The organism is Gordonia aichiensis NBRC 108223, from assembly GCF_000332975.1.
Classification (GTDB): domain Bacteria; phylum Actinomycetota; class Actinomycetes; order Mycobacteriales; family Mycobacteriaceae; genus Gordonia; species Gordonia aichiensis.
The window spans coordinates 1-26062 of the sequence record NZ_BANR01000004.1; the positions used below are offsets into that span (position 1 = coordinate 1).

Here is a 26062-nt window from a genome sequence, read left to right on the forward strand (position 1 = left end):
ACGTCCGCGAGCTTCGAGCCACCGCCCTGGCTCCGTTCCACCACTTTCGTGGCGTCACGAAAGTGGTGGGAGCGTAGGCATAAGGTCGCACGAGTTCAGGGCCGTCGCGCTTGAGTCGGGCGGTGATGGTGGCACCAGACCCACTGTGCCGATTTTTCGCTCCAACCCCGTTCGCCGCTGGGATTTCCGCCCGCCGCACCCGCGCAATCTGCTCCGGCAACCGTGGTCACGATGACCATGCATGGATCAATCCCCACGAACGGGGCGCATCGAAAACTTCCGAAGATTCCGATCTCCTACCGACGTTCAGTCCCTCACGTACGGGGCGCATTTTTCGGTGACGCCACCGAAAAGTCGGTCAGGGGTTCAGTCCCTCACGTACGCGGGGCGCATGGTGGGGCAAATGCCACACCTGCACCTGCCCCCTGTGTGTGAAAATGGCGACTCACCGCGGAGTCGCAGACACGGGCATGTTTTGTGGCACTGACCCCCTTCCCCGGTATGGGCGTTTCAGCCGTGAGTCCCGCCCGATTCTGCGTGCGCCGTTTCCTCTGTTTTGCCGGTGAGTGGACGCCACTCCGGGCCATTCGACAGCTTGTCTGAAGTCGCTGCGTGTATGCTTCGCGGCATGGCTGTAACATCGCGCAAAACCCCCGCTACGAGCGATGTAACGCGGGTCCGTCGTGGACAGATCCAGCAGATGCGCACGACTCAGGCGAAGCCCGCCCAGTCGCTGCGAAGCGCCGTCGAGCGCAGGAAGAACGCGGGCAAGTAGGCCAAGAGTGGCCGAAGGTTTCGCTGCCACTCCACTGCATTCGGAACACAGGACCGGTTACCTGGACTGTGGAGTCGGATCGTTGGATCGTTGGCTTGATAAGCAGGCGCTAAAGGATCAAGAACTCGGACGCTCTCGGACGCACGTATGGGCTGACGAGGAAGACATTGTCGTCGCATACTTCACGCTTCTCCAAACAGTGGTGTCCGAGACCGACGACGATCAGCCGTTCTTCAAAAAACTCCGTCCGCGTCACTATCCGGATATGTCTGCTCCTGGTGTGTTGCTGGGCAAACTGGCGCTGAATCAACAGCTGCGGGGCTCGGGCGTGGACCTCCTTGCGGACGCATACATGACGGCATATGAGGCGGTGAGATTGATCGGAGGCGTGTTCTTCGTCGTCGATCCTGCCGACCACCCTAAGGTCCATGACTTCTATGTGAGGTCGGGGTTCAAGCAGATTCCCGGTACTAAACGCATGTTTCTGAACTTCGACGAGTTCAACGAGGGCGCGCCACTATGAGCCCACTACTTCTGCCCACATTCTGCCCACACTTGCCCACGAAACCGGGTGATCTGGGGTGACGTCGAGAGACCTCAAACCGCAGGTGAGGGCGCATATCCGACCCTGACCACGAGGGTCAATTAGGGTTCAAATCCCTCCGCCACCGCCAGAAACACCCCCTCATCTGTACAGGTGAGGGGGTGTTTCGCTGTCCGGGGTCAGTTGGTGGGCGCGTAAAAAGTCGCGGAAGGGTTCTTTCCGCTGGTTCTCGACGTTTCCGCGGGAAGTTTCGCGGGGAGGGGTACGAAGCCCGCGGAAGGAGCCTTCCCCCTGGTTTCTGCGCTGCAGCAGCAACGGTTGACGACGCGCGGTCACCGCGCCCATGGTCACCACCCGCGCGTTCACCGCCCCGCGGTCAACACCCCCGCACGCAGGCCCGGGGGCCGCTCCTCAGTGCTCCGTCGAGAACCCCACGCGCCGACGGTGAGCTTCCAGCGCGAGGGTGACCAGTCGGTCGATCAGGTCCGGATATGCGATGCCGCTGGCCTCCCACAGCTTGGGGTACATCGACCCCGGGGTGAAGCCCGGGATGGTGTTCACCTCGTTGAGCAGCCAGCCGCGGCCGAACTCCTCGTAGAAGAAGTCGACGCGTGCCATGCCCGCGCATCGCATCGCGAGGAACGTCGTCGCGGCGAGTTCACGGACCTCACGCGCCGCCTCCTCACTCAGCGGCGCCGGGATCACCAGCTTGGCGGCACCGGTGACGTACTTGTCCTCGTAGTCGTAGAACTCACTGCCGGAGATGATCTCGCCGGGCACCGACGTCTCGGGAGTCTCGTTTCCGAGCACCGCCACCTCGACCTCTCGCCCGGAGACGAACTCCTCGATCACCACGACGTCGTCGTAGCGCAGGGCGAGGTTGATCGCCTCGTCGAGTTCGGCGGCGTTGTGTGCCTTGGTGATTCCCACCGACGACCCGAGGTTGGCCGGTTTGACGAACACCGGGAGGCCGAGTTCCTCGATGGCCCTGAACGCCACGGTGCGCGGGTCGTCGACGCCGTCGCGGTACTCGATCCAGCGGCACTGCGGAATTCCGGCCTGCGCGGCGATGACCTTGGCCATGCCCTTGTCCATGCAGGCGGCGGAGCTGAGTACGCCCGCGCCGACGTAGGGCAGCTTGAACAGCTCGAGCATCCCCTGGATGGTGCCGTCCTCGCCGTGCGGGCCGTGCAGCAGCGGGAGGACGACGGTGATCGATTCCTCGGAGTGGGCCTGCAGCTCGCGCAGCGGGTCGACGACGGTGCCCGCGATGTCGAGGGCGTCTGGCAGTGGGGTGTTGTCGGCCAGCGAGGCGATCACCTTGTCGTTGCGTACCCAACTGCCGTTCTTCGCGATACCGATCGGGACGAGGCTGTACTTGGCCGGGTCGGCGGCTGCCAGCACGTGCGCTGCGGTCACCCGGGACACATCGTGCTCGGCGGATACACCGCCGTAGAGAACAACCAGGCGCAGCAGGGGAGTCGACATGGGTCACACGATACGTCGACGGCTCGTCGGGCTCTCCCCGGCGTGCATGGTGTTTCGCGCCTTCCTCTAGCGTTGAGGCGTGCACATGCAGGCAAGTGAGCTGGCGGACGAGATCGGCGGTCGCCTCGTCGGAGACGACGTGACGATCGACGGCGCGACGATCGATTCGCGCGCGGTGCGGTCCGGACAACTGTTCGTCCCGATCGTCGCCGCTCGCGACGGCCATGACTTCGTGGGTGGCGCGATCTCTGCTGGAGCGGCCGCATACCTCACCTCTAGGGGGGCCGTCGACGGCGTCGACGCTCCCGCCATCACCGTCGACGACACCGCACTCGCCCTCGCCGACGTCGGTCGGGCAGCGCGGCGTCGACTTCCCGAGCGGGTCGTCGGGATCACCGGATCGGTGGGTAAGACGTCGACCAAGGATCTGCTTGCCGGACTCCTCTCGACGACATTCCGGACTGCGGCCAGCGAGAAATCGTTCAACAACGAACTCGGTCTTCCGCTGACCCTGTTCAACGCGCCAGATGACACCGAGGCCGCAGTCGTCGAGATGGGCGCGCGCGGCGTCGGACACATCGAACTGCTCTGTTCCATCGCGCGCCCGACTGTCGGCATCATCACGCGGGTCGAGGGTGTGCACCTCGAACTCTTCGGCAGCATCGAGGCCGTCGCGCGTGCCAAGGGTGAACTGGTGGAAGCACTTCCGGCCGACGGTATCGCCGTGCTCAACGCCGATCACAAACATGTCGCCGCGATGGCGTCGAGGACCTCGGCGCAGGTACTCACCTACGGGTTGACGCCGTCGGCCGACGTCGTGGCGTCCGACATCGTCGTCGACGATCAGCTCCGCGCCTCCTTCCGACTGCACACGCCCTGGGGCAGCACAGAGGTGAGGTTGGCGGCGCGCGGAGAGCACCAGGTGTCGAACGCGCTCGCAGCCGCGGCCGCAGCGGGTGGGCTCGGCGTACCCGTGGAGTCCATGGCCGCCGGTCTCCTCGGGGCCTCGCTGTCGGGTCTCCGAATGGAGCTTTCCACCACGGACAACGGCGTCGTGGTGCTCAATGACACCTACAACGCCAATCCGACGTCGATGTCGGCAGCGCTGCGTTCCCTGGCCGCACTGGACGCTCGACGACGCTTCGCCGTGCTGGGCACGATGGCCGAACTCGGGCACGATTCCGCCGCCGAACACGAGGCCATCGCGCTGCAGGCCGACTCACTGGGCGTGCAGGTGATCGCCGTCGGAGAGCCGACATACGGCCCGACCGCCACCCACGTCGCCGACATCGACGCCGCGGTTGCCGCCCTCGACGAGCTCGGCAGTGGCGACGCGGTGCTGGTCAAGGGCAGTCGCGTCGCCGCGCTCGAACGGGTCGCCGAGAAGCTGGGCTGAACCTACCGACCGTTCGCGTTCGCACGGATCACGTCACGCAAGAACACTGCGAGACCGGGCGCCACGTCGTCGTAATGCTTCGCGAACCGAGCGTCGTCGACGTACATGTCGCCGAGACAGACCTGCATCTCGTAGCTGCAGTCGTAGAACTTCTCGATACCCGCGCGGTGCGTTTCGGCGAGCTCGTTCGCCTCGGCGGATCCGGGTTCGACGCCGCGCCGCATCGCTTCGGCGAGCCGTGATTCGAGCGCGTCCGCCTCCGCCTTGATCTGTCGCCAGTCGTCCTTGCTGTACTGCGTGGTCCGCTGCTGACTCTGCTTCCACTGGTCCGTACCGCCCCAGCGTTCCTGCGCTTCCTCCGCGTACTCCTCGCCGAGCCAGTCGTCACCGAAGATCTCGGTCTGCTCGGCCGCCGAGAGCGCAATGCCAGTCTTCTTCGCCGTCATCATGTCCTCCACTGCTGCAACCATCCGGTGCAAGCGGGCGATCCTCTCGGTGAGCAGATCACGCTGGGTCTTCAGATGGCTCAGCGCATCGGCGTCCGGATCGTCGAGCAGGGTTGCTATCTGCTCGAGCGGAAAGCCCAACTCCCGGTACGTCAGCACCTGGTGGAGCCGTTCGACGTCGGCGTCGTCGTACACGCGATAGCCGGCGAGTGTCCGACCCGACGGCGTGACCAGTCCGATCTGGTCGTAGTGGTGCAACGTGCGGACACTGACGCCGACGAGCCCGGCGACCACACCGACGGTGAGGTCTCCAGGCGTCGGGGCATTTCCTTCGCTCACACCGATGACCTTGCTGCCTGACGTCGCGTGAGGGTCAAGTCGCGTGCACGCTACGGCGCGAAGCCGACCCGATCCGAGCCCTTCTCGCATGCGGCGAGCAGCCCGTTCCCGGTGGCAGGCGCGCACGACCAGCCGTCCACGTCCTGCGGCTCACCGCTGGCGATCTTCGGACCGTACGACTTCGCCAGCGTCATCGCGTCGGAGCAACTCAGGTCACCGGCGAGGATCTGCACGCGCAGTGCGCCGTCGGGTCCGGAGATCTTGTCGCACACCTTGGTTCCTGCGGCGGTCTCCTCGGGTATGGACGTGGTCGGTGACGCTGGGCGGGGTCCACCGACGACCGCGGGACTGGTCGAATCGGTCGCCGGTGCCGATGCCTCGCTCGTGGTGTCCGCTTGCTCTTCGGAGCCGCAGCCGGTCAGCACCAGCGATGCGGCTCCCAGTGCTCCGCAGCAAGCCAGCACGAGCCGGGTGGGTACCTTCAGATTCGTTCCGCGCATCATAGACTCACCGTAGCGAATCGGTCGTCGGCTCCGGGGAGGCTCGTAGGACGCTGGTTTGAGCTCAGACCGCTTCACCTGCGAAGATCGGGCAGTGACCCCGTCCGACACCGACATCCCCGGCACCGCTGACACCAATCCGACCGGCCTGCATCTGCGCCCGGACCACTCCTATGCGGTGGGCACGCGGCTCGACGATTCGCTGGGTCGCACGGGAGTCATCACGACGCCCCACGGCGATATCCACACGCCTGCCTTCGTGCCGGTGGGGACCAAGGCGACGGTCAAGACCGTGTTGCCCGAGGCGGTCGAAGCGCTCGGGGCGCAAGCGGTGCTCGCCAACGCCTATCACCTGTACCTGCAACCGGGGCCGGAGATCGTCGACGCCGCGGGCGGACTCGGCGCGTTCATGAACTGGTCGGGACCGACGTACACCGACAGCGGCGGATTCCAGGTCATGTCGCTCGGCGCCGGTTTCAAGAAGGTCATCTCGATGGACGTGACCGGAGAACAGGACGACGAGAAGATCGCCGAAGGGCGCGAACGACTTTCGCGGGTCGACGACGACGGCGTCACCTTCAAGTCGCACCTCGACGGATCGTCCCATCGATTCACCCCTGAACTGTCGATGCAGATCCAGCACCAGCTCGGCGCCGACATCATCTTCGCTTTCGATGAATTGACGACGTTGATGAACACCCGTGGCTATCAGGAGGATTCGCTCGAGCGAACCAGGCAGTGGGCGATTCGGTGTCTCGCTGAGCACAATCGGCTCTCCGTCGAGCGTGGCCATCGGCCACAGCAATCGCTGTGGGGAGTACTGCAGGGTGCACAGTACGAGGACCTCCGTCGCAAAGCCGCACGAGACCTCACCGAGCTCTCGCGCCGCGACCAGGATGCAGGCGGAAAGGGCTTCGGGGGCTTCGGCATCGGTGGTGCACTGGAGAAGGCCAAGCTCGGCACGATCGTCGGCTGGGTCAATTCCGAACTGCCGGAGGACAAGCCGAAGCATCTCCTCGGGATCAGCGAGCCCGACGACATCTTCACCGCCATCGAGAACGGCGCCGACACCTTCGACTGCGTGTCGCCGACCCGCGTCGCCCGCAACGGCGCCATCTATTCGCTCGACGGCCGCTACAACATCACCAACGCGCGCTACCGCAGCGATTTCCGGTCGCTGGATCCCGAGATCACCAACTACACCTCGCAGTACTCGCGCGCCTATCTGCATCACCTCTTCAAAGCGAAAGAGGGGCTGGCCGCGACACTGGCGACGCTGCACAACGTCGCTTTCGTCGTGCAGATGGTCGACGGTGCCAGGCGGGCCATCGAATCCGGTGACTACTACGCCTACCGCGACGAGTTCCTCGGCCGTTACTACGCGGGCAACCGCGACAACTGATCCCAGACCGGCCGAGCCGGGCACCACTGGTTGGAGGCCGCCGGGAACCAACGCGGAGTCCGGTTCGTTCGATTCGCGTATCCTGGACGTATTCGTCCATCCCCGCAGCAGAAAGACACGATGAATCGCGCTCGGCGCAAAAAACGGAGACCTCGACGATCCGGCCCCCGTCCGGGGGCATTCACCACTTCTGACCGGTCGGTGCCCATTCCGACGGTCCGCGACGAGGTGCTCGCATGATGATCGTCCTCGGAATCGTGCTCGGCATCCTGGTCGTCTTCGCCATCACCGCCCTGACCGGGTACTTCGTCGCACAAGAGTTCGCCTACATGGCCGTCGACCGCTCACGCCTCAAGGCGCTCGCCGCCGACGGTGACGCATCGGCGGCCAATGCCCTCAAGGTCACCCGCCGCACGTCCTTCATGCTCTCGGGTGCACAGCTCGGCATCACGGTCACCGGCCTGCTCGTCGGTTACGTCGCCGAACCATTGATCGGCAGTGGCGTCGGCGAACTACTCGGCGACGTGGGAATCCCCGTTGCGCTCGGAGTGGCGATCGGCACCGTGCTCGCCGTGCTCTTCTCGACGGTCGTGCAGATGGTCTTCGGCGAGCTGTTCCCCAAGAACCTCGCGATCGCACGACCCGAGCCGGTCGCACGCCGACTCGCACTCTCGACGTCGGTCTATCTCAAGGTCTTCGGGCCGGTCATCACGCTGTTCGACGCCGCGTCGAACCTCCTGCTCAAGGCGCTGCGCATCGAGCCGGTGCACGACGTCGAACACTCCGCCTCACCGCGGGACCTCGAACACATCGTCGCCGAGTCGCGCGAGCTCGGAGAGCTCCCTGCCGAATTGTCGACGCTCCTCGATCGCGTGCTCGACTTTCCCACGCGCACAGCAGAACACGCGATGGTTCCTCGGCCACTCGTCGACTTCGTCGCCGCCGATACCCCGCTGCCCGAGATCCGCTCGCTGATGGCGGCCGGGCATACGAGATATCCCGTCATCGGGGATACGTCCGACGACGTGGTCGGGATCGTGCACCTGCACGATCTGCTGGAACATATCGACGAGACAGGCCTCAGCGCAGCGGATCTCGTACGGCCTGCGGCCATCGTTCCGACCACGCTGCCGCTCCCGGCGGTGCTCGACCGTCTCGATCCGGCAACCGACGACGAAATGGCGGTGGTGATCGACGAATACGGTGGCATCGCGGGCATCATCACCGTGGAGGACATCGCCGAGGAGATCACCGGCGAGATCGACGACGAACACGACGCGACATCGTCGGAGCCGATCCAGCGGGCCGACGACGGTTGGCTCGCCCGCGGTGACACCCACCTCGACGAGGTGTCGCGACTGATCGGCCATGACGTGGCCGATGGGGATTACGAAACGCTGAGCGGACTGGTCATTGCGGCGTCGGGTGACCTCCCCGAGGTCGGCGACAGCGTCGAAGTACCGCTCGCCGACACGGCTTTCGGCGCATCCACTCCGACGGTGACCGCTACCGTGACGCAGGTCCGCCGCCGCGTCCCAGCACAAGTGCATCTCGCCATCGCCGAGGAGGGCGACGCCGATGAGTAACCCCTGGGTCGTTCTCGCCGCCACGATCGTATTGATCGCGGCGAGTGCGTTCTTCGTCGCCGTCGAATTCGCGTTGCTCGCCGCACGCCGTCACCGCATTGAAGACGCTGCGCAGACCAGCCGTGCCGCGCGAGCCGCGCTGCGCAGCTCGTCGGAACTGTCGGTGCTGCTGGCCGGTTCGCAGTTGGGTATCACCGTATGCACGCTTGCGCTCGGTGCGGTCACCAAACCTGCTGTGCACCACTGGATCACTCCCGGAATCGAAGCGCTCGGCGCGCCGCTGTGGATCGCCGATGTCGTCGGATTCGTGCTGGCGCTCATCATCGTGACCTTCTTGCACCTCGTGGTCGGCGAGATGGCGCCCAAGTCGTGGGCCATTGCGCATCCAGAGAAGTCTGCGGTACTGCTCGCGATTCCGATGCGCGCCTTCATGTGGGCGGTGCGGCCGGTGCTGGTCATGTTGAACCGACTGGCCAACTGGTGTCTGCGCAGAGTGGGTGTTGAGCCGGTCGATCAGATGTCGTCGGGACAGGACTCCGCGACGTTGCGACAGCTCGTCGACCATTCCGCCGAGACCGGGATGCTCGACGACGAGTATCACCATCGGCTCAGTGCGGCACTCGCGACCGAGGCACTCACCGTCGGCGACGTCGTCGGCGACAGCGCGCTCGACGCAGTGTCAGCGGAGGCGTCTCCCGCTGGCATCCAGCAGGTTTCGCGTCGGACCGGACACTCCCGACTCCTCGTCGTGCGCGGTGGCGTCGATGAAAACCTCACCACCGGCTCTGTGATCGGAGTGGTCCACGTCCGCGACAGCCTCGACGCCGCCGCCGATGTCACGGCCGCCGATCTCGCACGCGACATACTGATCCTGCCGGCTGGGTTGCCGGCCTACGAGGGTATGGCGCGGATGCGAGACCGCCGGTCACACATCGCGCTGGTCTCCGCCGACGACGAGGTCCTCGGTGTCCTGACGCTCGACGATCTGCTCGCGAGGCTGCTGGTCTCCGCGTCCTGAGGGCCACGCGAAGTCGACGGGTAGTCAACGCCATTCGTCGTCGGTGAGAATCCAGGGCTCTGTCGGCAGCCGGGTCGGGTCGAATCGTCGCGCCAGGTCGACGAGGGTGACCCGCTCGCCGGGATCGGCCAGGTTCAGCGACACCGCGATGTGGTCGAGAACCGTGGCGGTGTCGATCCCACGGGTCGCGAGGTCGGCGAGTGTCACGGCTCCGTCGCGCTTCGACAGTCGAATGTTCTTGTCGTTGAGCACCATCGGAACATGTGCATACACCGGGGGAGCATGCCCGAGGAGTGTCGTCAGATAGGCCTGGCGGGGCGCCGACGACAGGAGATCGTCGCCCCGCACCACCTGGTCGACGCCCTGCTCGGCGTCGTCGACGACCGCTGCGAGGTTGTAGGCCGGGGTGCCGTCGCCGCGCTGGATGACGAAATCGTCGACGGCTCCGGTGTATTCACCGTGCAGGACATCGAGCACGCTGAACTCGTCGACATCCGCGATGATCCGGATCGCGGGCGGGCGCCCGGACGCCCGCTTCTCATCGCGCTGCGCGTCGGTGAGGTGTCGACAGGTTCCCGGGTACGCACCCGGCGGTGAATGCGGCGCGGACGGCGCCTCGAGGATCTCCCGTCTCGTGCAGAAGCACTCGAAGGTCTGACCGCGTGCTGTCAGTTCGTCGATCACCGATTGGTATCGCTGCACGCGGTCAGACTGGTAGACGACCGGCGGATCCCAGTCGATCCCGAGTGCGTGCAGATCGTCGATCTGTCGTTGGTCGGAGCCGACCGCGGTGCGGTCCAGATTCTCCATCCGGAGCAGAAACCGGCGCTGGGAGGTGCGCGCGAACAGCCACGCGAGGACAGCGGTGCGTAGATTCCCCACATGCAGATCGCCCGACGGCGACGGCGCATACCGCCCGGCCGGAAGCGCCGGGTCGACGGGGGACTGGTGCGCTGACATCGACGACGACACTACCGCCGATGGTCGACGGGTCGATCGATCCGGTCTTCGTCGAGTCAGGGAGTGGCCGGGTCGGCGGCGCATCATCATTGCGGGATCGTCGCGGAATAGGGAGTATGGGGACGTGGACCTACCGGTCATGCCTCCCGTCGCGCCGATGCTCGCCAAGGCTGTCACAGCCGTGCCGGAACAACCAGACGACGAGCCGACGTGGTCATACGAACCCAAGTGGGATGGCTTTCGCGCGTTGGTCTTTCGTGACGGCGACGAGGTCTACATCGGTTCTCGCGGCGGCAAAGACCTCGCCCGGTACTTCCCGGAGATCGTCGACGCCGCGCGTGCCGAGCTGCCCGAGAAGGTGGTGCTCGACGGCGAGATCGGTGTCCCCTCCGTCATCGACGGGGTTCACCGCCTCGACTGGGACTCCCTCGCGCAGCGCATTCATCCCGCTGATTCACGTGTGCAGATGCTTGCCGAGAAGACACCGGCGATCTTCATCGGATTCGACGCGCTTGCATTGGGCGACACCGGCGTCGTCGACGAACCGTTCGCGCTTCGGCGCGAGACCCTCGTCAAGGCTGTCGGACCGAGTGGCGCCGATCGTCGATTCCATGTCAGCCGTGTCACCACCGACGCTGAGACCGCACGCACCTGGTTCTCGGCGTTCGAGGGCGCGGGACTCGACGGTGTGGTCGCCAAACGCCTCGACGCCCACTATCTGCAGGGCAAGCGCGAGATGCTGAAGATCAAGCACAAACGGACCGCCGACTGCGTGGTCATCGGCTACCGGGTACACAAGAGCGGCACCGGGCTCGGCTCGATGCTGTTGGGCCTCTACAACGATTCGGGAGACCTTCACATGGTTGGTGGTGCGGGAGCGTTCACGGACAAGAAGCGCCTCGAACTCGAAGAGATGTTCTCGCCGATGCGCACCGATCCCGACAAGCCCGCACCGGGCGAGCCGACGCGGTGGAGGTCGGAGAAGTCTGGCGAGTGGATTCCGATCCGGCCCGAGTTGGTTGCCGAGGTCGCCTACGACCAGATGGAGAACCATCGTTTCCGGCACACCGTGAAGTTTCTGCGCTGGCGCCCCGACCGGGACCCGCAGAGCTGCGGGTACGACCAACTCGAGGTTCCGCTGACCTACGATCTCCACGACGTGCTCGAGGGGGAGAGCTGAGATGGCATCGCGCTCGCCCGCAGAGGAACTCGACGTCGACGGCGTAGCCGTCCGGATGAGCAATCCCGACAAGATCTACTTCCCCGAGCTGGGCGAGAACGGTGGCCGCAAGAGGGATCTCGTGGGCTACTACCAGCGCATGGCCCAGATGCGTGACGACGGCTCCGACGGGGCGATCCTGACCGCCCTACGTGACCGTCCGACGTTCCTGCAGCGCTTTCCCGACGGCATCGACGGCGACGAGATCTACCAGAAGCACCTTCCGAAGAAGCGGCCCGACTTCGTCGGATCGACGCGGATCACCTTTCCGTCGGGCCGCACCGGTGACGCACTGTGTCCGACGAGCGCGGCGTCGATCGTGTGGGCGGCCAATCTGGGGACCGTGACGTTCCACAGCTGGCCGACCATCGCCTCCGACAACGACCACCCCGACCAGCTGCGGATCGACCTCGACCCACAGCCCGGTACCGACTACGACGACGTTCGACGCGTTGCCGTCGAACTCCTCGCGCCGTTACTCGAGGAACTGGGCTATGTCGGCTACCCGAAAACCTCGGGGGGCAGGGGAATTCACGTGTTCGTCCCCATCGAGCCGCGCTGGGACTTCATCGCCACCCGCCGCTGCGGCATCGCGCTCGCACGCGAACTCGAACGTCGTGACCCCGACGCGGTGACCACCTCCTGGTGGAAGGAGGATCGCGGCGAACGGATCTTCATCGACTTCAACCAGAACGCGCGTGACCGCACGATGGCAGCACCCTATTCGGTACGACGCAACGCCATCGCACGCGTGTCGACTCCGGTGACCTGGACCGAACTCGCCGACGTCGACCCGGACGACTGCACAATCGCCACGGTCCCGGAACTGGTTGCGCGACGCGGTGATCCGATGGCAGACATCGCAGCGCACCGTCGAGGTCTCGAACCACTGTTGGAGATGGTCGAACGGGATGACGCACAAGGTCTGGGGGACATGCCGTACCCGCCGAGCTACCCGAAGATGCCGGGTGAGCCGCCGCGGGTGCAGCCCAGCAAGAAGGTGGGAGCCCACTGGGACGAGGAGGGGAACAGGATCGGTCCGCCCTGAGCGTCGACGATGGCGCCGCACACAGGAAATGAGTAGCACATGACAACACGCACCACCTTCGAGTCGTGGCCGGAGCTGCGGGTCGCCGACTGGGAGCAGACGCGCGACACCCTGCACATGTGGAGCCAGATCGTCGGCAAGACGCGACTCGCGCTGGCGCCGCCGGAGAACCACTGGTGGAACATCGCGCTCTACGTCAACTCGGTGGGACTGACCACCTCCCTGATGCCGTACGACGGCTACGGCGTCGAGGTCGTCTTCGACTTCGTCGACCATGTCCTGAACATCACCACGACTAAGGGAGAACGACGGCAGGTGCGTCTGGAACCGCGCACGACCGCCGACTTCTACGCCGACTATGTGGCGCAACTGACCTCGCTCGGTATCGATGTCCCGATCTACGATCGGCCTGTCGAAGTGGCCGAAGCGATCCCGTTCCCGGAGGACACGACGCATGCGTCCTATGACGCAGATGCCGTCCACGCATTCTGGACGCAGCTGGTGAGCACCGCGCGAGTGTTCGCGGAGTTCCGTGGTAAATGGCGCGGCAAGTGCAGTCCGGTTCACTTCTTCTGGGGCTCATTCGATCTCGCGGTCACGCGCTTCTCCGGACGGCCTGCGCCGCAGTTCTCCGGGGCGGTGCCGAATTGCCCGGCGCACGTGATGATCGAGTCGTATTGCGAGGAGGTGTCTTCTGCCGGGTTCTGGCCGGGCGGGGCCGACGAGGGGTCGTTCTACTCGTACTCCTACCCGGTGTATGACGGATCCGCCGATGCGCCTGTCCGCCCCGAGGGCGCAGGCTACGACGCCGCGCTCGGTGAATACCTGCTGCCCTACACTGCGGTTCGCACTGCCGCCGATCCCGACGCCCACCTGCGCGAGTTCCTGCAGTCCACCTTCGACGCCGAAGCCCGTCTGGGGGAGTGGCCGTAGAGGGTGCGTGAATGTGGGTCGACTCTCTGAATGTGTGTGCTGCAGCAGCCACATCTTTCGATCAGACCCACATTCTCGTCAGCCCAGCGCGTGCTGCGCCCAGTCGGAGAACGATTCCCACCCGATCTGCGGGTACGCGGCGTGCAGTGCTGCGACGTCGACGCTGTATCCCTCGGTGGCGAGGAAGGTGAACATGGCGCGCATGTCAGGCGACGAGATACGTTCGGGATCAAAGGATTCGGCGTGCACACGCTCACCTGTGGCCGCACTGACTGCCTCGGCCATTCCGTCCGGGGTGATCTCGTCGGAGGCGAGGTCGATGCGTCGACCTGCGAAGTCGGCGGGAGCGTCGAAGATCATTGCGACGAACCGTCCCAGGTCTCTGCGAGAGAGTTGTTGCAGCGGCTTCTCGGCGGGCATGCCCATCGGGATCACGCCCGCCTTGAGTGCGTCGAGGCCGCCGAGCAGGTTGTCGTAGAAGTAGGTGGGTCCGACGATCGTGTGCGGGATGCTCGACGCCGCGAGCTTCTTCTCCACCTCGTACTTGGAGTCGAAGTGCGGAACGCCGGTGTTGCGGTCCGCGCTGGCGACCGACGAGAACACCAGATGCGGCACGCCTGTGATCATCGCCGCGGCGATGATGTTGTCGCCCTGACCGACCTCGGCGTCGGCGCCCGATTCGAACGGCGTCGTCAACGCGAAGACACCGGCAGCGTCGGCAAAGGCGTCGTCGAGGCCCTTCCCGGTGGCGATGTCGGCGACGGCCAGCGGGATGCCACGGTCGGCGAGTTCCAGTGATCTGTCGGAGTCGGTGAACCGGACGACCGCGCGGACGGGTTTGCCCGCATCCTGCAGGGCGTGCAGGACGGCACTTCCCTGGTTACCGGTCGCGCCGAGTACGACGTAGGGGGATTCTGGTGAGGGCATGTCGGTTGGCCTTTCCGTGAAGTGGGGGCACCTTCGACGCTACTGCGCCATTGCGCGGCGTCGGCCTCAGATTTGGGTATGCCGTCGCGGGACCGTTATCATCGCCAAGCCTGGAGGATTCGCCTAGTGGCCTATGGCGCTCGCCTGGAACGCGGGTTGGGTTAACGCCCTCGGGGGTTCGAATCCCCCATCCTCCGCAGCAGACACGAGCCCGGTGCACAGATCATTGCGCATCGGGCTCGTGTCGTCTGCCCCCGATCGTCGCCCGTTCACCGGGCGGACACCTGCAGGGGGCAGTGTGTCTCGCGCCGAGTACCGACGACGAGATGGAGTGAATCTCATGGCAGCGCGCCTCACCAGGCCGGAACCGTCCCGCCCGCGTCCGCATCGTCCGAGTCAGCCGAGCAGGCGACATTCGATGCGCGTCGTGATGTCTCTACTGCTTCTCGTGCTGGCGTCGGTGATGTCTTTCGCCCCGGCCCACGCGTCGCCGCCGCAGCGTGGAATAGATCCCGTGCACACACCGACCCGAGCGGCGACCGACTTCACTGTGGTGATCGCCTATAGCTTCGGCAACCGGATCGCGGCGGGTGTCGACCCGACCCGCACCGTTGGCGAACCCGGACCTGTCAATGAGGCGCTCGCCGAGGCCGTTGTCCGCACGCGCGGCAACCGCACCATTCCGATCTACGCGCAGACCAACATTGCCCGGGTACTGACCTCGAAGTACCACGCGACGGGCGTCGTCGAGATCCCGCCGGACCGCAAGCCCGACGGCACCCTCGTCTACCTGTCCACCGATGGTGTCGCAGCCAAGGTCGCTGCGCTGCGCGGACGGTCTGCACACACGGACGTCGCGGGCGTCGTGGCGTTCTCCGACCACCTCTGGCGCGCGGTTTACACGACGCGTGTCAACGGACTCGACGCCTACGCACCCGCGGACATCGCCATGCCGTCGACCTACGACCCGCAGTCGGGTCAGGACTGGACACGCAACCGCGCCGCCTACCTTCCCCGTGACTACGCGGCGCGACTCGCGCTGGTGCCGCGGCTGGTGCGCTGATCGCGGGGGAACCGCGGCGCGACTCGCGCTGGTGCCGCGGCTCCTGCGCTGATCGACCCGCTGTCGCACTGTCGCGACGGGTCGCTACAATTGACGACGGATCCCGCGCGGCGTGCATCCTGTGAACTCCCCCAGGGCCGGAAGGCAGCAAGGGTCAACGGGCTCTCTCGGGTGCGCGGGGTCCTCTTAATTGTTCAGATCCGCAAGCGTGCCGAAAGCCGCCATCGAGCCTGGCGTCGGTTCGGCGAGAGGTTTCCGTTGAACTACCACTCGATGAGTGCAGACGAACTTCGCGCCACCCAGGACGACCTGAAGAAGCTCTATGAGGGCTTGCAGTCGGCCGGTCTCACGTTGGATCTGACCCGCGGCAAGCCGTCGCCGGAACAGCTCGACCTCTCCAACGAGTTGCTGTCGCTGCCCGGCGCCGATGACTACCGCGATGCCGACGGAACCGATTGCCGCAACTACGGCGGGGTCACCGGCCTGCCCGAACTACGTGCGATCTTTGCCGAGCTCCTCGCCGTCGACGCCGACAACCTGATCGCGTTCGGCAATGCCAGCCTCGACCTGATGCACCAGGCAGTGGTGACGTCCCTGCTCAAAGGCACCCCCGACTCGCCGGAGCCTTGGTCGACGACGGGCGAGACCATCAAATTCCTGTGCCCGGCGCCCGGATACGACCGTCACTTCGCGATCACCGAGCACTACGGCATCGAGATGATCCCGGTGCCGATGCTCCCCGACGGTCCCGACGTCGACGTGTGCGCGCAGATGGTGGCCGACGATCCCTCGATCAAGGGCTTGTGGGCGGTGCCCACGTACTCCAACCCGACGGGCGCGACGTACACCGAAGAGGTGGCGCGTCGCCTGATGGCGATGCCTGCAGCCCCCGACTTCCGCGTGTTCTGGGACAACGCGTACGCGGTGCACACGCTCGTCGACGCCCCGCCGACGCCGCTGCCGATCGTCGACATCGCAGCCGAAGAGGGCCACCCGAATCGGGTGTACGTGTTCGGCTCGACGTCGAAGATCACGTTCGCGGGCGCTGGCGTTGCCTTCTTCGGGTCGTCGGCGGCCAACATCACGTGGATGACCGACAACCTCGCCTTCACGACCATCGGCCCGGACAAGGTCAATCAGCTGCGTCATCTCCGCTTCTTCCGCGACGCCGACGGCGTGCGGGCGCACATGGCCAAGCACCGCGAGATCCTCGCGCCGAAGTTCCGGTTGGTGCTCGAGATCCTCGAAGACCGGTTGGCAGAGCCGAAGGTTGCGGCGTGGTCGGAGCCGGAGGGTGGTTACTTCATCAGCCTCGACGTTCTCGACGGCGCTGCCAAGCGAACCATCGAGCTCGCGAAGCAGGCCGGAATCGCGCTGACCGCCGCTGGGTCGACGTACCCGTACAAGCATGATCCCCACGACCGCAACATCCGGTTGGCGCCGACCTTTCCCAGCACCGACGACCTGCGTGTCGCGATGGATGGCGTCGCCACCTGTGTCCTGCTCGCCGCGACGGAGAAGCTCCTCGCCGACGTCGAATCCTGACGAGTTGGCGCGCGCGTGACAGTTCGGCCATGGTGAGGGTGTCACGGCGCTGGGCCGTGGCCATCGGCTTCCTGCTTGTCGCCGCGCTTGCTGTGTGGCTGCAGGACGTGATCGTTCCCTTCACCACGCCGTTCTGGGGACTCTTCGACAATCAGCTCGACCTTGATGTGTACCGCGCGGGAACCCAGACGGTGCTCGACGGCGGCAGTCTGTACGACGCCAAGCTCCTCGGGCAGATGGACTATACCTACGCACCCATCTCGGCCATCATCTTCATCCCGTTCGCGCTGATGTCGTTCGAGACGGCCCGAATCGTCTGGACCGCAGGGATTTTCGTCGCGCTGTACCTGGTGATCATGTTGTGCTTCCGCTCGCTGGGGAGACAGGCGAGTTGGCCGCTGCGCGTCATCGCGCTGTCGTTGGTCGCCGTCGCGCTACTGCTCGAACCAGTGCGCACGACGGTCTGGTACGGCCAGATCAACGTCTTCCTGCTGCTCATCATCTTGGCCGATCTGCTGCGGATCGACCGGCCTCGGGGCGACGCCAGTCGCGGCATGGGGATTGGTACCGGAATCGCCGCCGGCATCAAGCTGACCCCGTTGATCTTCATTCTGTATCTCGCGGTGCTGCGTCGGTGGCGGGCGATGTTCGGGGTCATTGCGGGCTTCCTCGGCACCATCGTCCTCGGATTTCTCGTGTTGCCCCACGAGTCCCGGGCGTACTGGACCGACAAGATCTTCGATTCGAACCGGGTTGGGGCACCGCAGACCGTCGGCAACCAGTCGATCCGTGGGTGGCTCGCCAACCTCATTCACACCGATGCGCCCAACTCGTTGCTGTGGCTGGTGCTCGCTGTCGCTGCGCTCGCGCTCGGCATGTATGCGGCGGTCCTCGCGCATCGCAACGGCCAGGAACTGCTCGCGTTGAGCATCGTCGGAATGACAGCCTGCGCGATCTCACCGATGTCGTGGGGACACCACTGGGTGTGGTTCGTGCCGATCATGGTGATCTGCGTGAATCTCGTGTTGCGTACCGACCTCTCACCGCTCCGCCGCGTCATGGCGTGCGTGGCATTGGTGTGCCTCGTCCTGGTGTCTTTCTCGTGGCGAACCTACCTCGCGCACCCGATCTGGTTCGTCAACAGGACGGTTCCCGACGCGTATCTCATCGGACTGTTCTTCAAACACGGCATCGTCTGGCTCGAATGGTTCACCGTCTACCCCTACAACGCGGTTTTCCTCTGTACCGCCATCGCAACCATCGTCATCTACCGGAGACCTCGCGTGTCCGTTGCGCCCGAGTCCGATAACGTGCGGGACACGGTTGGCTAGCTGAGCTAACAGACGCTTCGCCGTCGTCGACGTCACCTGTAGCGGACCCCAGCCCGGGGCCGCCCGACGCCAGGGGATCACGATGATTCGACGTTTGACGCTTCGCAGACTGATCGCAGGATTCGTCGGTGCGGGGGCACTCGCCGCCAGCACGATCGCAGCGGGAACTGCCGCAGCGGACCAGACGGTCTACGACCAGCTCGGAATGCGCTGCTACAGCCTCAACCCCAATATCCTCGACTTCCCGTCTTTTCACGGCGTCAACGTGCAGCGGGACGCAGGCGACAACACGTTCTGGCTTTTCGGGGACAGCAAGAGCTTGTTCCCGTACGCGTCGGACACGAGGATCACCGTCACGCAATTGCCGAGCGGGCCGACGCACACCTACTACCGGCACTGGACCCACTCGATCGGCGACAACAGCGGCTACCAGATCTCCGGCATCCCGGGCCGGGGCAAGGTGAAGATCACCATCAACGCCGTCGACCACGGACTGCTCACTCTGCGTGCGCCGGAATGCTCTGCCGTGACCGACCTGAAGTAGTCGATTTTTCGGTTATTGCCAATTCACTGAACTCGGACACGTCGTCGTCCTACGCTGATGCCATTCTCGGCGGAGTGCACCGTGCCTCCGCACCGACGGTGGGAGTCTGTGATGGCCGGACGAGTGGCGGTACCCGATTCGATGGATCTCGGCTCGTGGACGGCACGACGCGCCGCGATCGGACCTGATCATCCGGCGGTGACCTACGGTGACGAGACGCTCAGTTACGCACAGTTTCAGCGCCGAATCGATTGTCTCGCTGACCGATTGGTCGCCGGCGGTGTGGAGTCGGGAGATCGGGTGGCCTACCTCGGACCGAATCACTCGGCCTTTTTGATCTCGCTGTTCGCCTGTGCGCGGGCAGGTGCGACATTCGTCCCGCTCAACTTCCGGCTCACCGGGCCCGAACTGGCCTACATTCTCGACGACTGCGGTGCGGCGACGCTGATCGCCGACGCCACGCTCACCAGCGTCGTCGACGAGGTGCGCTCCGACCTGTCGGTCGCTCGGTACGTCGCGGTGGGGGAGGCATCGGGATGGGAGAGCTTCGACGAGCTCCTCGCCGCCGGCACGCCGATCGCGGAGCCGGTGCTCGCCGCCCCCGAGGACGTCGCCGTCATCATGTACACCTCGGGCACCACCGGTCGGCCGAAGGGGGCGATGCTGACACACGGGAATCTGTTCTGGAACAACATCAATGCGCTCCTGAGTTTCGACACGGTCTCCTCCGACGTCACCTACACCGCAGCGCCGCTGTTTCACATCGGCGGCCTCAATGTGACGACGCTCGTGACGCTTCAGAAGGGCGGCCACGTCATCCTGTCGGGAGCTTTCGATCCGACGCAGGCACTCTCCGACATCGAAAAGTATCGCGTCACAACGATGTTCGGTGTGCCGGCGATGTTCCTGTTCATGAGCCAGGTGCCTGCCTTCGCCACCGCTGATCTGTCGTCGCTGCGGTATTTCATCTGCGGGGGCGCGCCGGTACCCGAACCGCTGATGCGTGCCTATGCCGACCGGGGCGTCACCTTCGCCCAGGGCTACGGTCTCACCGAGACAGCACCACTGGCCCTCGTGATGGGCATCGACGAATCGGAGAAGAAGATCGGTGCGGCAGGCAACAAGGTGTTGCCGCTGTCGGATGTCCGCCTTGTCGACGCCACCAACACCGAGGTCGCGGCGGGGCAGCCGGGCGAGATCTGCGTCCGCGGCCCGCAAGTGATGGTCGGCTACTGGAACAACCCGGGCGCCACCGACGCCGCAATCGACGACGACGGTTGGTTCCACACCGGCGACGTCGGGCGTGAAGACGACGACGGCTACGTCTACGTCGTCGACAGGGTCAAGGACATGGTGATCAGCGGTGGCGAGAACGTCTATCCCGCTGAGGTCGAGAGCGTGCTCTACAGCCATCCCGCGGTCGCGGAGGTCGCTATCGTCGGACTGCCCGACGCCAAGTGGGGCGAGGCGGTGACCGCTGTCATCGCCACGGCACCCGGCGAGACCGTGACGCTTGAGGAGCTGCGCGAGTTCGCGGCCGACCGTCTGGCCCGCTACAAGCTTCCGCTGCGCCTGGAGTTCGTCGACGCCCTGCCGCGCAATCCGTCCGGCAAGGTGCTGAAGTTCCAGCTGCGCGACGAGCTGGGCGCAGAAAGCGCGTCCGCCTCCCCGGTCATCTGAGCCAGCGGGGCGCACGCGCCGACAGTGACGGCTGTGGGGCCCGTGACCTGTAGTGGTACGTGCGCGCCGCAGGTGTCCGCGGACTCCGGAGCGCCGCGCCGAACGCGGCATGTGCGCGGGCTGTGCACAGGGGTGGGGGAGCGGGTCGCGCTGTCGGTGTCCGCCGGTAGTCTCGACGCGTGGCTCTGTATCGCACCTATCGTCCGGCAACCTTCGCCGAAGTCGTCGGTCAGGAGCACGTCACCGATCCGCTGAGCCGTGCTCTCGACGGCAACCGCATCAACCACGCGTACCTGTTCTCCGGGCCGCGCGGGTGTGGCAAGACGTCGTCGGCTCGCATCCTGGCGCGCTCGCTCAACTGCGAGCAGGGCCCGACGTCGACGCCGTGTGGTGTCTGCTCCTCGTGTGTCGCACTCGCGCCGGGCGGACCGGGCAACCTCGACGTCATCGAGCTCGACGCCGCGAGTCACGGCGGCGTCGACGACACCCGTGAGCTGCGCGACCGCGCCTTCTACGCCCCATCCGAGTCGCGCTACCGCGTGTTCATCGTCGACGAGGCGCACATGGTCACCAACGCGGGCTTCAACGCGCTGCTCAAGATCGTCGAGGAGCCGCCGGAGCACCTGATCTTCGTGTTCGCCACCACCGAGCCGGAGAAGGTCCTGCCGACCATCCGCTCGCGCACACACCACTACCCGTTCCGCCTGCTCGCGCCGCCCGTCATGCGTGGGCTGCTCGAGGACATCTGTGCCAAAGAGGGCGTCGTCGTCGCGCCCGACGTCTACCCGCTGGTCATCCGTGCGGGCGGCGGCTCGCCCCGTGACTCGCTGTCGATCCTCGACCAGTTGCTCGCCGGAGCATCCGACGACGGCGTCACCTACGACCGCGCCCTCGCGCTCCTCGGCGTCACCGACATCGCCCTCATCGACGACGCCATCGACGCACTCGCCGCCTCCGACGGCTCTGCGCTGTTCGCTACGGTCGAGAAAGTCGTCGACGCCGGCCACGATCCCCGGCGCTTCGCCGTCGACCTCCTCGAACGACTCCGCGATCTCATTCTGCTGCAGGCGGTTCCCGATGCCGCCGAGCGTGGCCTGGTCGAGGCGCCCGGCGACCAGCTTGCGCGAATGCAGGGCCAGATCGAACATCTCGGGCCCGGTGGCCTCACCCGGTTCGCAGAGATCGTGCACGAGGCGCTCGGCGAGATGCGCGGCACCACGTCACCGCGGCTGCTCCTCGAGGTGATGTGCGCGCGGATGTTGCTGCCCGCGGTCTCGGCCGACGATGCCGCGCTGCTCCAACGGTTGGAGCGGCTCGAGTCGGGTGTGGCTCCGGCCGGTGGAAACGCCGGGGGTGCAACGCCTTCGGCGTCTGCGCGAGCCGAGGGTGCCCCCACGGCAGCGCCCGCCCCCCCGCCGGTCGACCCGCCGAAGTACGTGCGCCCCTCGCAGCGGAAAGCAGCCGACGAGGCGCCGACCGTTCAGTCCGCGGCCCCGACCGCCTCCGCGCCATCGGCACCTCCAGTCCCCGCCACTGCTCCGACGCCCCCGCCGGCAGCGCAGGAGCGCCCCGTCGTCGATGCTCCGGCCGAGCCGACGCGTCCGATGCCCAAGCGTGAGGAGGCGGCTACCCCGGCCCCACCCGAGACGCCGGAGCCTGTGTCCAACGCGGCGGCCGCGCCCGAACGGCCAGCTGCACCGGAGCAGGAGTCTGCACCGTCGGCGGCGTTCGTCGACGACGAGATCCCGCTGCCGGACGAGCCGGTCGACGAGTTCGAGGCCCCCATTCCCGACGACGGCCGTCCGTCGGCACCGCGGGTCGTCGAACCCGAACCGCACCCAGAACCCGAGCCTCCGTCGGGCCTCGACGTCGAGTCGGCACGTAAGCGGTTCCAGGAGGTACGCGCCGCAGTCCGCGAGCGTTCGAAGAGCCTCGAACCGATGTTGTCGAATGCGGTGATCGACGAGATCCGCGACAACACCGTCGTGCTCGCGCATCCGATCGAGGTACTCGTGGGTCGGTTGTCGGCCCCGCACGCGGTCGGCATCATGCGTGAGGCGTTCGCCGAGGTATTCGGGACAGAACTCGACGTCGCGACAGTACACAAGGTTGTCGACCTCAACGCATCGACGAAGAGTGCTGCGCCGCAATCCGATAGGCAGCAGCGTCGAACCCAGACCTTCTCGCGACCGAGCCGCGCGCGATCGGGATCCGACGGTCAGGCGCAAGCGGCCGCCACACAAGACGTTCCGCCCGAACCAGAGGAGCCCGAGCCGCCCCGTCAAGACGACGACATTCCCGAGTCCGAGCGCGCCGAGATGGTCGCCGAAGTCCAGAACGCGGCTCCCGAGGGACGATTCGACCCGAACAAGGTGGCGATGGAGTTACTACAGACCGAACTCGGTGCCCGTCCGCTGGAGTGAGCCGAGAGTCGCCGACACCGCCGGGATGGTCGTCGACGCCGCCGGGACCACCGTGCGAGGGCACCGTGTTCACCGCAGACGGCAGCGGGATAGCCGCCGGCGGGGGGGTGAGATGTAGCGCCTACGCGTCCCACCACGGGCGCAGCGGGAGGTCGCTGGTGCCCTTGTCGTCGAGCTTCGTGGCGAGCACGTGGTGCAGCTGGACGATGTTGCGCTCGAATCCGATTCGACATCCGGCCATGTACAGGCCCCACAGCCGCGCGGTGCCCTCGGTGACCTCGTCGACAGCCTCGTCCCAATGCTCGACGAGGTTGCGGTTCCAGTCGCGCAGCGTCATGGCGTAGTGCGGGCGGAAATCCTCCTCGTGCAGCACCTCGAGACCGCCGATGTCCTGGATCTTGGAGATGATCTTGCCCGAGCCGGTGAGTTCGCCGTCGGGGAAGACGTAGCGGTCGATGAACGACCCGGCGCGCGCGTTCTTGAAGTTGTCGGGGCGGGTGATGCAGTGGTTCAGCATCATTCCGCCGACCCGGAGCTTGTCGCGGATGAAGGTGAAGTACGCCGGGTAGTTGTGGACGCCGATGTGCTCGGTGAGTCCGATCGACGAGACGGCGTCGAAGTCGCTCTCGGTCACGTCGCGGTAATCGCTGAACCGCACCTCGGCGAGATCGCTGAGTCCCTCGTCGACGATCTTCTTCTGGGCCCACTCGGCCTGTTCTGCGGAGAGTGTGACACCGAGTGCCTTGACCCCGCGCGACGCTGCGTAGCGCACCATTCCGCCCCAGCCGCAACCGATGTCGAGCAGGCGATCGCCCGGATTGAGACGCAGCTTGTCGAAGATCAGGCGGTACTTGTTCTCCTGGGCCGTCTCCAACGATGCCTCGAGGTCGGGATAGACCGCGCAGGTGTAGGTCATCGACGGCCCGAGGACCCACTCGTAGAAGGTGTTCGACACGTCGTAGTGGTGATGGATGACCTCGGCGTCACGGGACTTGCTGTGCCGCAACCCCTCTGCGAATCGACGCCACCGCGGAAGCGCTTCCTGCGGCGGGGGTGCGATCGGCTTGAAATGCTCGATCCCGAGCGAGCGGGCCACCTGCGCCAGAGTCAGGGGGGACGGTCGCTTGAATTCGAGGTCGGCGGCCAGCGCGCGAAGTGCCTCGTAGGGATCGCCGGGGTGGGCGCCGATCAGCTCCAGATCGCCTGACACGTAAGCACGCGCGAGACCGAGGTCGCCGGGCGCGGTGACGAGATAGGTTGTGCCGCGCGAATTCTTGAGATTCAGCCCGTACTCGGCGTCGGCGGGCCCTGCCGAGCTGCCGTCGTAGGCGGTGATCCGGATGCTGAGATTGCCGCCGACGAGCGACTCGAAGATCTGCGCGAGGCTCATCTTGCCCTGCGACGTGTCGGGAGAAGATGCGGGCGCGTTGTCCTTGAACGTGGTCATTGCCGTTTCACCGCTTTCGCATAGAGGTCGAGAAGCCGGCCACGGGGGTCGTATCGCTTCTTCAGGAGTCGATAGTGTTCGCCGCCGTAGAGTTCGTCGAACTCGTCGGGGGAGTAGAAGGATTCCGAATACAGGGACTTGTGGCCATCGAGATCGGCCACCTTACGCTCGATGAGCTTGTTTGCGTGGCCGGGGTCGCCCGGCGTGACCGGCACCGCCGACCAGAAGCCGACGTTGACGTAGGTGCGGTGCGGTTCGAGCGGGTACAGCGGCCACGGACGGTTGACGTCGGCGACGGGTAGTGCAGGTTCGCGTAACCGCAAGGGGCATAACCACACCGGCTCGATCGGGATGTTCTCGAGGAACCAGTCGAGATACGCGGTGGTGTTCTCGATCGGCACCTCGATGTCTTGCACCACCCGCTCGTTGGCGGGTAATCCCTTGCGCTTGTTGAGGCGGTCGGCGACGTCGAAACGCTGGTCGTATCCGATGAGCTTCCAGTAGAAACTGCTGCGCAACAGCTTCTTGGGCCAGACGCGTCGAACCTTCGGGTTCTGTGCGCCGAACGCACGCGAACACCAGAACCAGTCCGTGTCCCACCGCCAGAGGTAGTCGTGGATGGTGAGGCGGTCGCGCTTGATGCCCGACTCGTGCTGGATGGACCGGTAATAGATATCCATGCCGGTGTAGTCGCTGACCGGACCCGACTCGTCGGTCTGTCGTCCGAGGGTCAGGTAGGCCTCGTCGGACGTGAAGACCGTACCGTCGAGGTAATCGACTCGCTCGCCGTCATGGCTGCGTTCGTCGACGATGGTGTTCATCGTGGTCTGCAACGTGTGGAGATCGTGAAAGCGTATGTGGCGCAACGCCACATACGGCTGAACCTCTTCGAGCTCGATCTTGAGTCGAACCGAATACCCGAGTGTTCCATAGGAATTGGGGAATCCGAAGAAGAGGTCGGCATTCTCGTTGGTGGGTGTGGCGGTGATGATCTCGCCGTCGCCGGTGAGGACGTCGATCTCGAGAACCGATTCGTGTGGAAGGCCGTTGCGGAAGGAGGTGCTCTCAATCCCCAGCCCCGTGACGGCCCCGCCGAGTGTGATCGTCTTGAGTTGCGGCACCACGAGGGGCGCGAGCCCGTAGGGCAACGTCGCTGCGACCAGATTTTCGTACGTGCACATGCCCGCGACGTCGGCGGTCCTGGCCACGGGATCGACGGAAATGACGCGGTCGAGACCCGACACATCAAGCCCTGGATGTGGATTCTTTGCACGCGCACGAAACAGGTTCGACGTCTTTTTCGCCAGACGGACCGTTGCTCCTGGCGGAATCGCCCGATAGCTGGCCAGAAGGGTGGCAACCCCGTCGTCGAAAGCCTGTGCCCCCATCTCCAACTGTCCAGAAGTCACTTGGCTAGCCTAGGACCTGAATTGCACGCCCGCCAACCT

22 protein-coding genes, 1 tRNA gene and 1 other RNA gene are annotated in these 26062 nt (G+C 65.6%); 17 read left to right on the forward strand and 7 right to left on the reverse strand.

Annotation, left to right across the window (positions count from 1 at the left end; all coding sequences use genetic code 11):
- Positions 1–628: 628 nt before the first annotated feature.
- The gene (locus GOACH_RS23690) at positions 629–775 is read left to right on the forward strand and encodes a hypothetical protein (RefSeq protein WP_157227548.1); all 147 of its coding nucleotides are present in this window, start codon (positions 629–631) and stop codon (positions 773–775) included.
- 7 nt (positions 776–782) lie between these two features.
- On the forward strand, positions 783–1298 hold the full coding sequence (locus GOACH_RS04635; RefSeq protein WP_005171335.1) for a hypothetical protein: 516 nt from the start codon (positions 783–785) through the stop codon (positions 1296–1298).
- A 432-nt stretch (positions 1299–1730) separates the two neighbouring features.
- Here the strand turns inward: GOACH_RS04635 and GOACH_RS04640 are convergent, their stop codons facing one another.
- Positions 1731–2807, reverse strand: a complete 1077-nt coding sequence (locus GOACH_RS04640; protein ID WP_005171337.1) for a D-alanine--D-alanine ligase family protein — start codon at positions 2805–2807, stop codon at positions 1731–1733.
- An 85-nt stretch (positions 2808–2892) separates the two neighbouring features.
- On the opposite strand from GOACH_RS04640, the gene GOACH_RS04645 reads away from it, so the two are divergent.
- Positions 2893–4203, forward strand: coding sequence for a UDP-N-acetylmuramoyl-tripeptide--D-alanyl-D-alanine ligase (locus GOACH_RS04645; RefSeq protein ID WP_005171340.1), 1311 nt, complete (start codon positions 2893–2895; stop codon positions 4201–4203).
- Positions 4204–4205: 2 nt separating this feature from the next.
- On the opposite strand, the gene GOACH_RS04650 is transcribed toward GOACH_RS04645, so the two are convergent.
- Together GOACH_RS04650 and GOACH_RS04655 are read right to left on the reverse strand one after the other, a co-directional pair.
- Positions 4206–4988, reverse strand: coding sequence for a MerR family transcriptional regulator (locus GOACH_RS04650; protein WP_005171342.1), 783 nt, complete (start codon positions 4986–4988; stop codon positions 4206–4208).
- 50 nt (positions 4989–5038) lie between these two features.
- Positions 5039–5491: a hypothetical protein gene (locus tag GOACH_RS04655; RefSeq protein WP_005171346.1), complete on the reverse strand. Its 453-nt coding sequence runs from the start codon at positions 5489–5491 to the stop codon at positions 5039–5041.
- 145 nt (positions 5492–5636) lie between these two features.
- On the opposite strand from GOACH_RS04655, the gene tgt reads away from it, so the two are divergent.
- The 3 genes from tgt (at position 5637) to GOACH_RS04670 (ending at position 9494) form a co-directional block, all read left to right on the forward strand.
- Positions 5637–6890: a tRNA guanosine(34) transglycosylase Tgt gene (gene tgt, locus GOACH_RS04660; RefSeq protein WP_040517859.1), complete on the forward strand. Its 1254-nt coding sequence runs from the start codon at positions 5637–5639 to the stop codon at positions 6888–6890.
- Between the two features lie 236 nt (positions 6891–7126).
- Entirely contained in the window at positions 7127–8476 is a 1350-nt protein-coding gene (locus GOACH_RS04665) for a hemolysin family protein (protein WP_005171351.1), read from the forward strand.
- Positions 8469–9494, forward strand: coding sequence for a hemolysin family protein (locus GOACH_RS04670; protein WP_005171353.1), 1026 nt, complete (start codon positions 8469–8471; stop codon positions 9492–9494). Before GOACH_RS04665 ends, GOACH_RS04670 begins: the two co-directional genes overlap by 8 nt.
- Before the next feature lie 24 nt (positions 9495–9518).
- On the opposite strand, the gene gluQRS is transcribed toward GOACH_RS04670, so the two are convergent.
- Positions 9519–10454, reverse strand: a complete 936-nt coding sequence (gluQRS, locus tag GOACH_RS04675; protein ID WP_005171355.1) for a tRNA glutamyl-Q(34) synthetase GluQRS — start codon at positions 10452–10454, stop codon at positions 9519–9521.
- 124 nt (positions 10455–10578) lie between these two features.
- Here gluQRS and GOACH_RS04680 point away from each other — a divergent pair, with 124 nt between their 5' ends.
- The 3 genes from GOACH_RS04680 to GOACH_RS04690 are packed head-to-tail and all read left to right on the forward strand — an operon-like array spanning position 10579 to position 13654.
- On the forward strand, positions 10579–11634 hold the full coding sequence (locus GOACH_RS04680) for an ATP-dependent DNA ligase (protein ID WP_005171357.1): 1056 nt from the start codon (positions 10579–10581) through the stop codon (positions 11632–11634).
- A gap of 1 nt (position 11635) precedes the next feature.
- On the forward strand, positions 11636–12721 hold the full coding sequence (locus tag GOACH_RS04685; RefSeq protein WP_005171358.1) for a DNA polymerase domain-containing protein: 1086 nt from the start codon (positions 11636–11638) through the stop codon (positions 12719–12721).
- A gap of 39 nt (positions 12722–12760) precedes the next feature.
- Positions 12761–13654 (forward strand): DUF5996 family protein, encoded by an 894-nt coding sequence (locus GOACH_RS04690; RefSeq protein WP_005171360.1) that lies wholly within the window; start codon positions 12761–12763, stop codon positions 13652–13654.
- A gap of 78 nt (positions 13655–13732) precedes the next feature.
- Here the strand turns inward: GOACH_RS04690 and GOACH_RS04695 are convergent, their stop codons facing one another.
- Positions 13733–14581: an NmrA/HSCARG family protein gene (locus GOACH_RS04695; RefSeq protein WP_005171361.1), complete on the reverse strand. Its 849-nt coding sequence runs from the start codon at positions 14579–14581 to the stop codon at positions 13733–13735.
- A gap of 112 nt (positions 14582–14693) precedes the next feature.
- Here GOACH_RS04695 and GOACH_RS04700 point away from each other — a divergent pair.
- The 8 genes from GOACH_RS04700 to GOACH_RS04730 all read left to right on the forward strand — a co-directional run bounded on the left by GOACH_RS04700 (position 14694) and on the right by GOACH_RS04730 (position 23167).
- Positions 14694–14778 (forward strand) — tRNA-Ser (locus GOACH_RS04700).
- Positions 14779–14999: 221 nt separating this feature from the next.
- The gene (locus GOACH_RS04705) at positions 15000–15644 is read left to right on the forward strand and encodes a hypothetical protein (RefSeq protein ID WP_005171363.1); all 645 of its coding nucleotides are present in this window, start codon (positions 15000–15002) and stop codon (positions 15642–15644) included.
- A 95-nt stretch (positions 15645–15739) separates the two neighbouring features.
- An RNA gene (gene ffs / locus GOACH_RS23270) (signal recognition particle sRNA small type) lies at positions 15740–15834 on the forward strand.
- A gap of 68 nt (positions 15835–15902) precedes the next feature.
- Positions 15903–17189: an aspartate aminotransferase type Ic gene (locus GOACH_RS04710; RefSeq protein ID WP_005171364.1), complete on the forward strand. Its 1287-nt coding sequence runs from the start codon at positions 15903–15905 to the stop codon at positions 17187–17189.
- A 29-nt stretch (positions 17190–17218) separates the two neighbouring features.
- Positions 17219–18520 carry a glycosyltransferase 87 family protein gene (locus GOACH_RS04715; protein WP_005171366.1) on the forward strand — a complete coding sequence of 434 codons (1302 nt, stop codon included), beginning with the start codon at positions 17219–17221 and terminating at the stop codon, positions 18518–18520.
- An 82-nt stretch (positions 18521–18602) separates the two neighbouring features.
- Positions 18603–19064 carry a hypothetical protein gene (locus GOACH_RS04720; protein ID WP_005171367.1) on the forward strand — a complete coding sequence of 154 codons (462 nt, stop codon included), beginning with the start codon at positions 18603–18605 and terminating at the stop codon, positions 19062–19064.
- 111 nt (positions 19065–19175) lie between these two features.
- Entirely contained in the window at positions 19176–20744 is a 1569-nt protein-coding gene (locus GOACH_RS04725) for an acyl-CoA synthetase (protein ID WP_005171369.1), read from the forward strand.
- A 179-nt stretch (positions 20745–20923) separates the two neighbouring features.
- Positions 20924–23167, forward strand: coding sequence for a DNA polymerase III subunit gamma and tau (locus GOACH_RS04730; RefSeq protein ID WP_005171373.1), 2244 nt, complete (start codon positions 20924–20926; stop codon positions 23165–23167).
- A gap of 121 nt (positions 23168–23288) precedes the next feature.
- Here the strand turns inward: GOACH_RS04730 and GOACH_RS04735 are convergent, their stop codons facing one another.
- Together GOACH_RS04735 and GOACH_RS04740 are read right to left on the reverse strand one after the other, a co-directional pair.
- A complete protein-coding gene (locus GOACH_RS04735) occupies positions 23289–24614 on the reverse strand; it encodes a class I SAM-dependent methyltransferase (protein ID WP_005171376.1) in 1326 nt (441 codons plus the stop codon).
- Positions 24611–26002 (reverse strand): FAD-binding oxidoreductase, encoded by a 1392-nt coding sequence (locus GOACH_RS04740; protein ID WP_005171378.1) that lies wholly within the window; start codon positions 26000–26002, stop codon positions 24611–24613. The genes GOACH_RS04735 and GOACH_RS04740 overlap by 4 nt, the downstream gene beginning before the upstream one ends.
- Between the last annotated feature and the right edge of the window lie 60 nt (positions 26003–26062).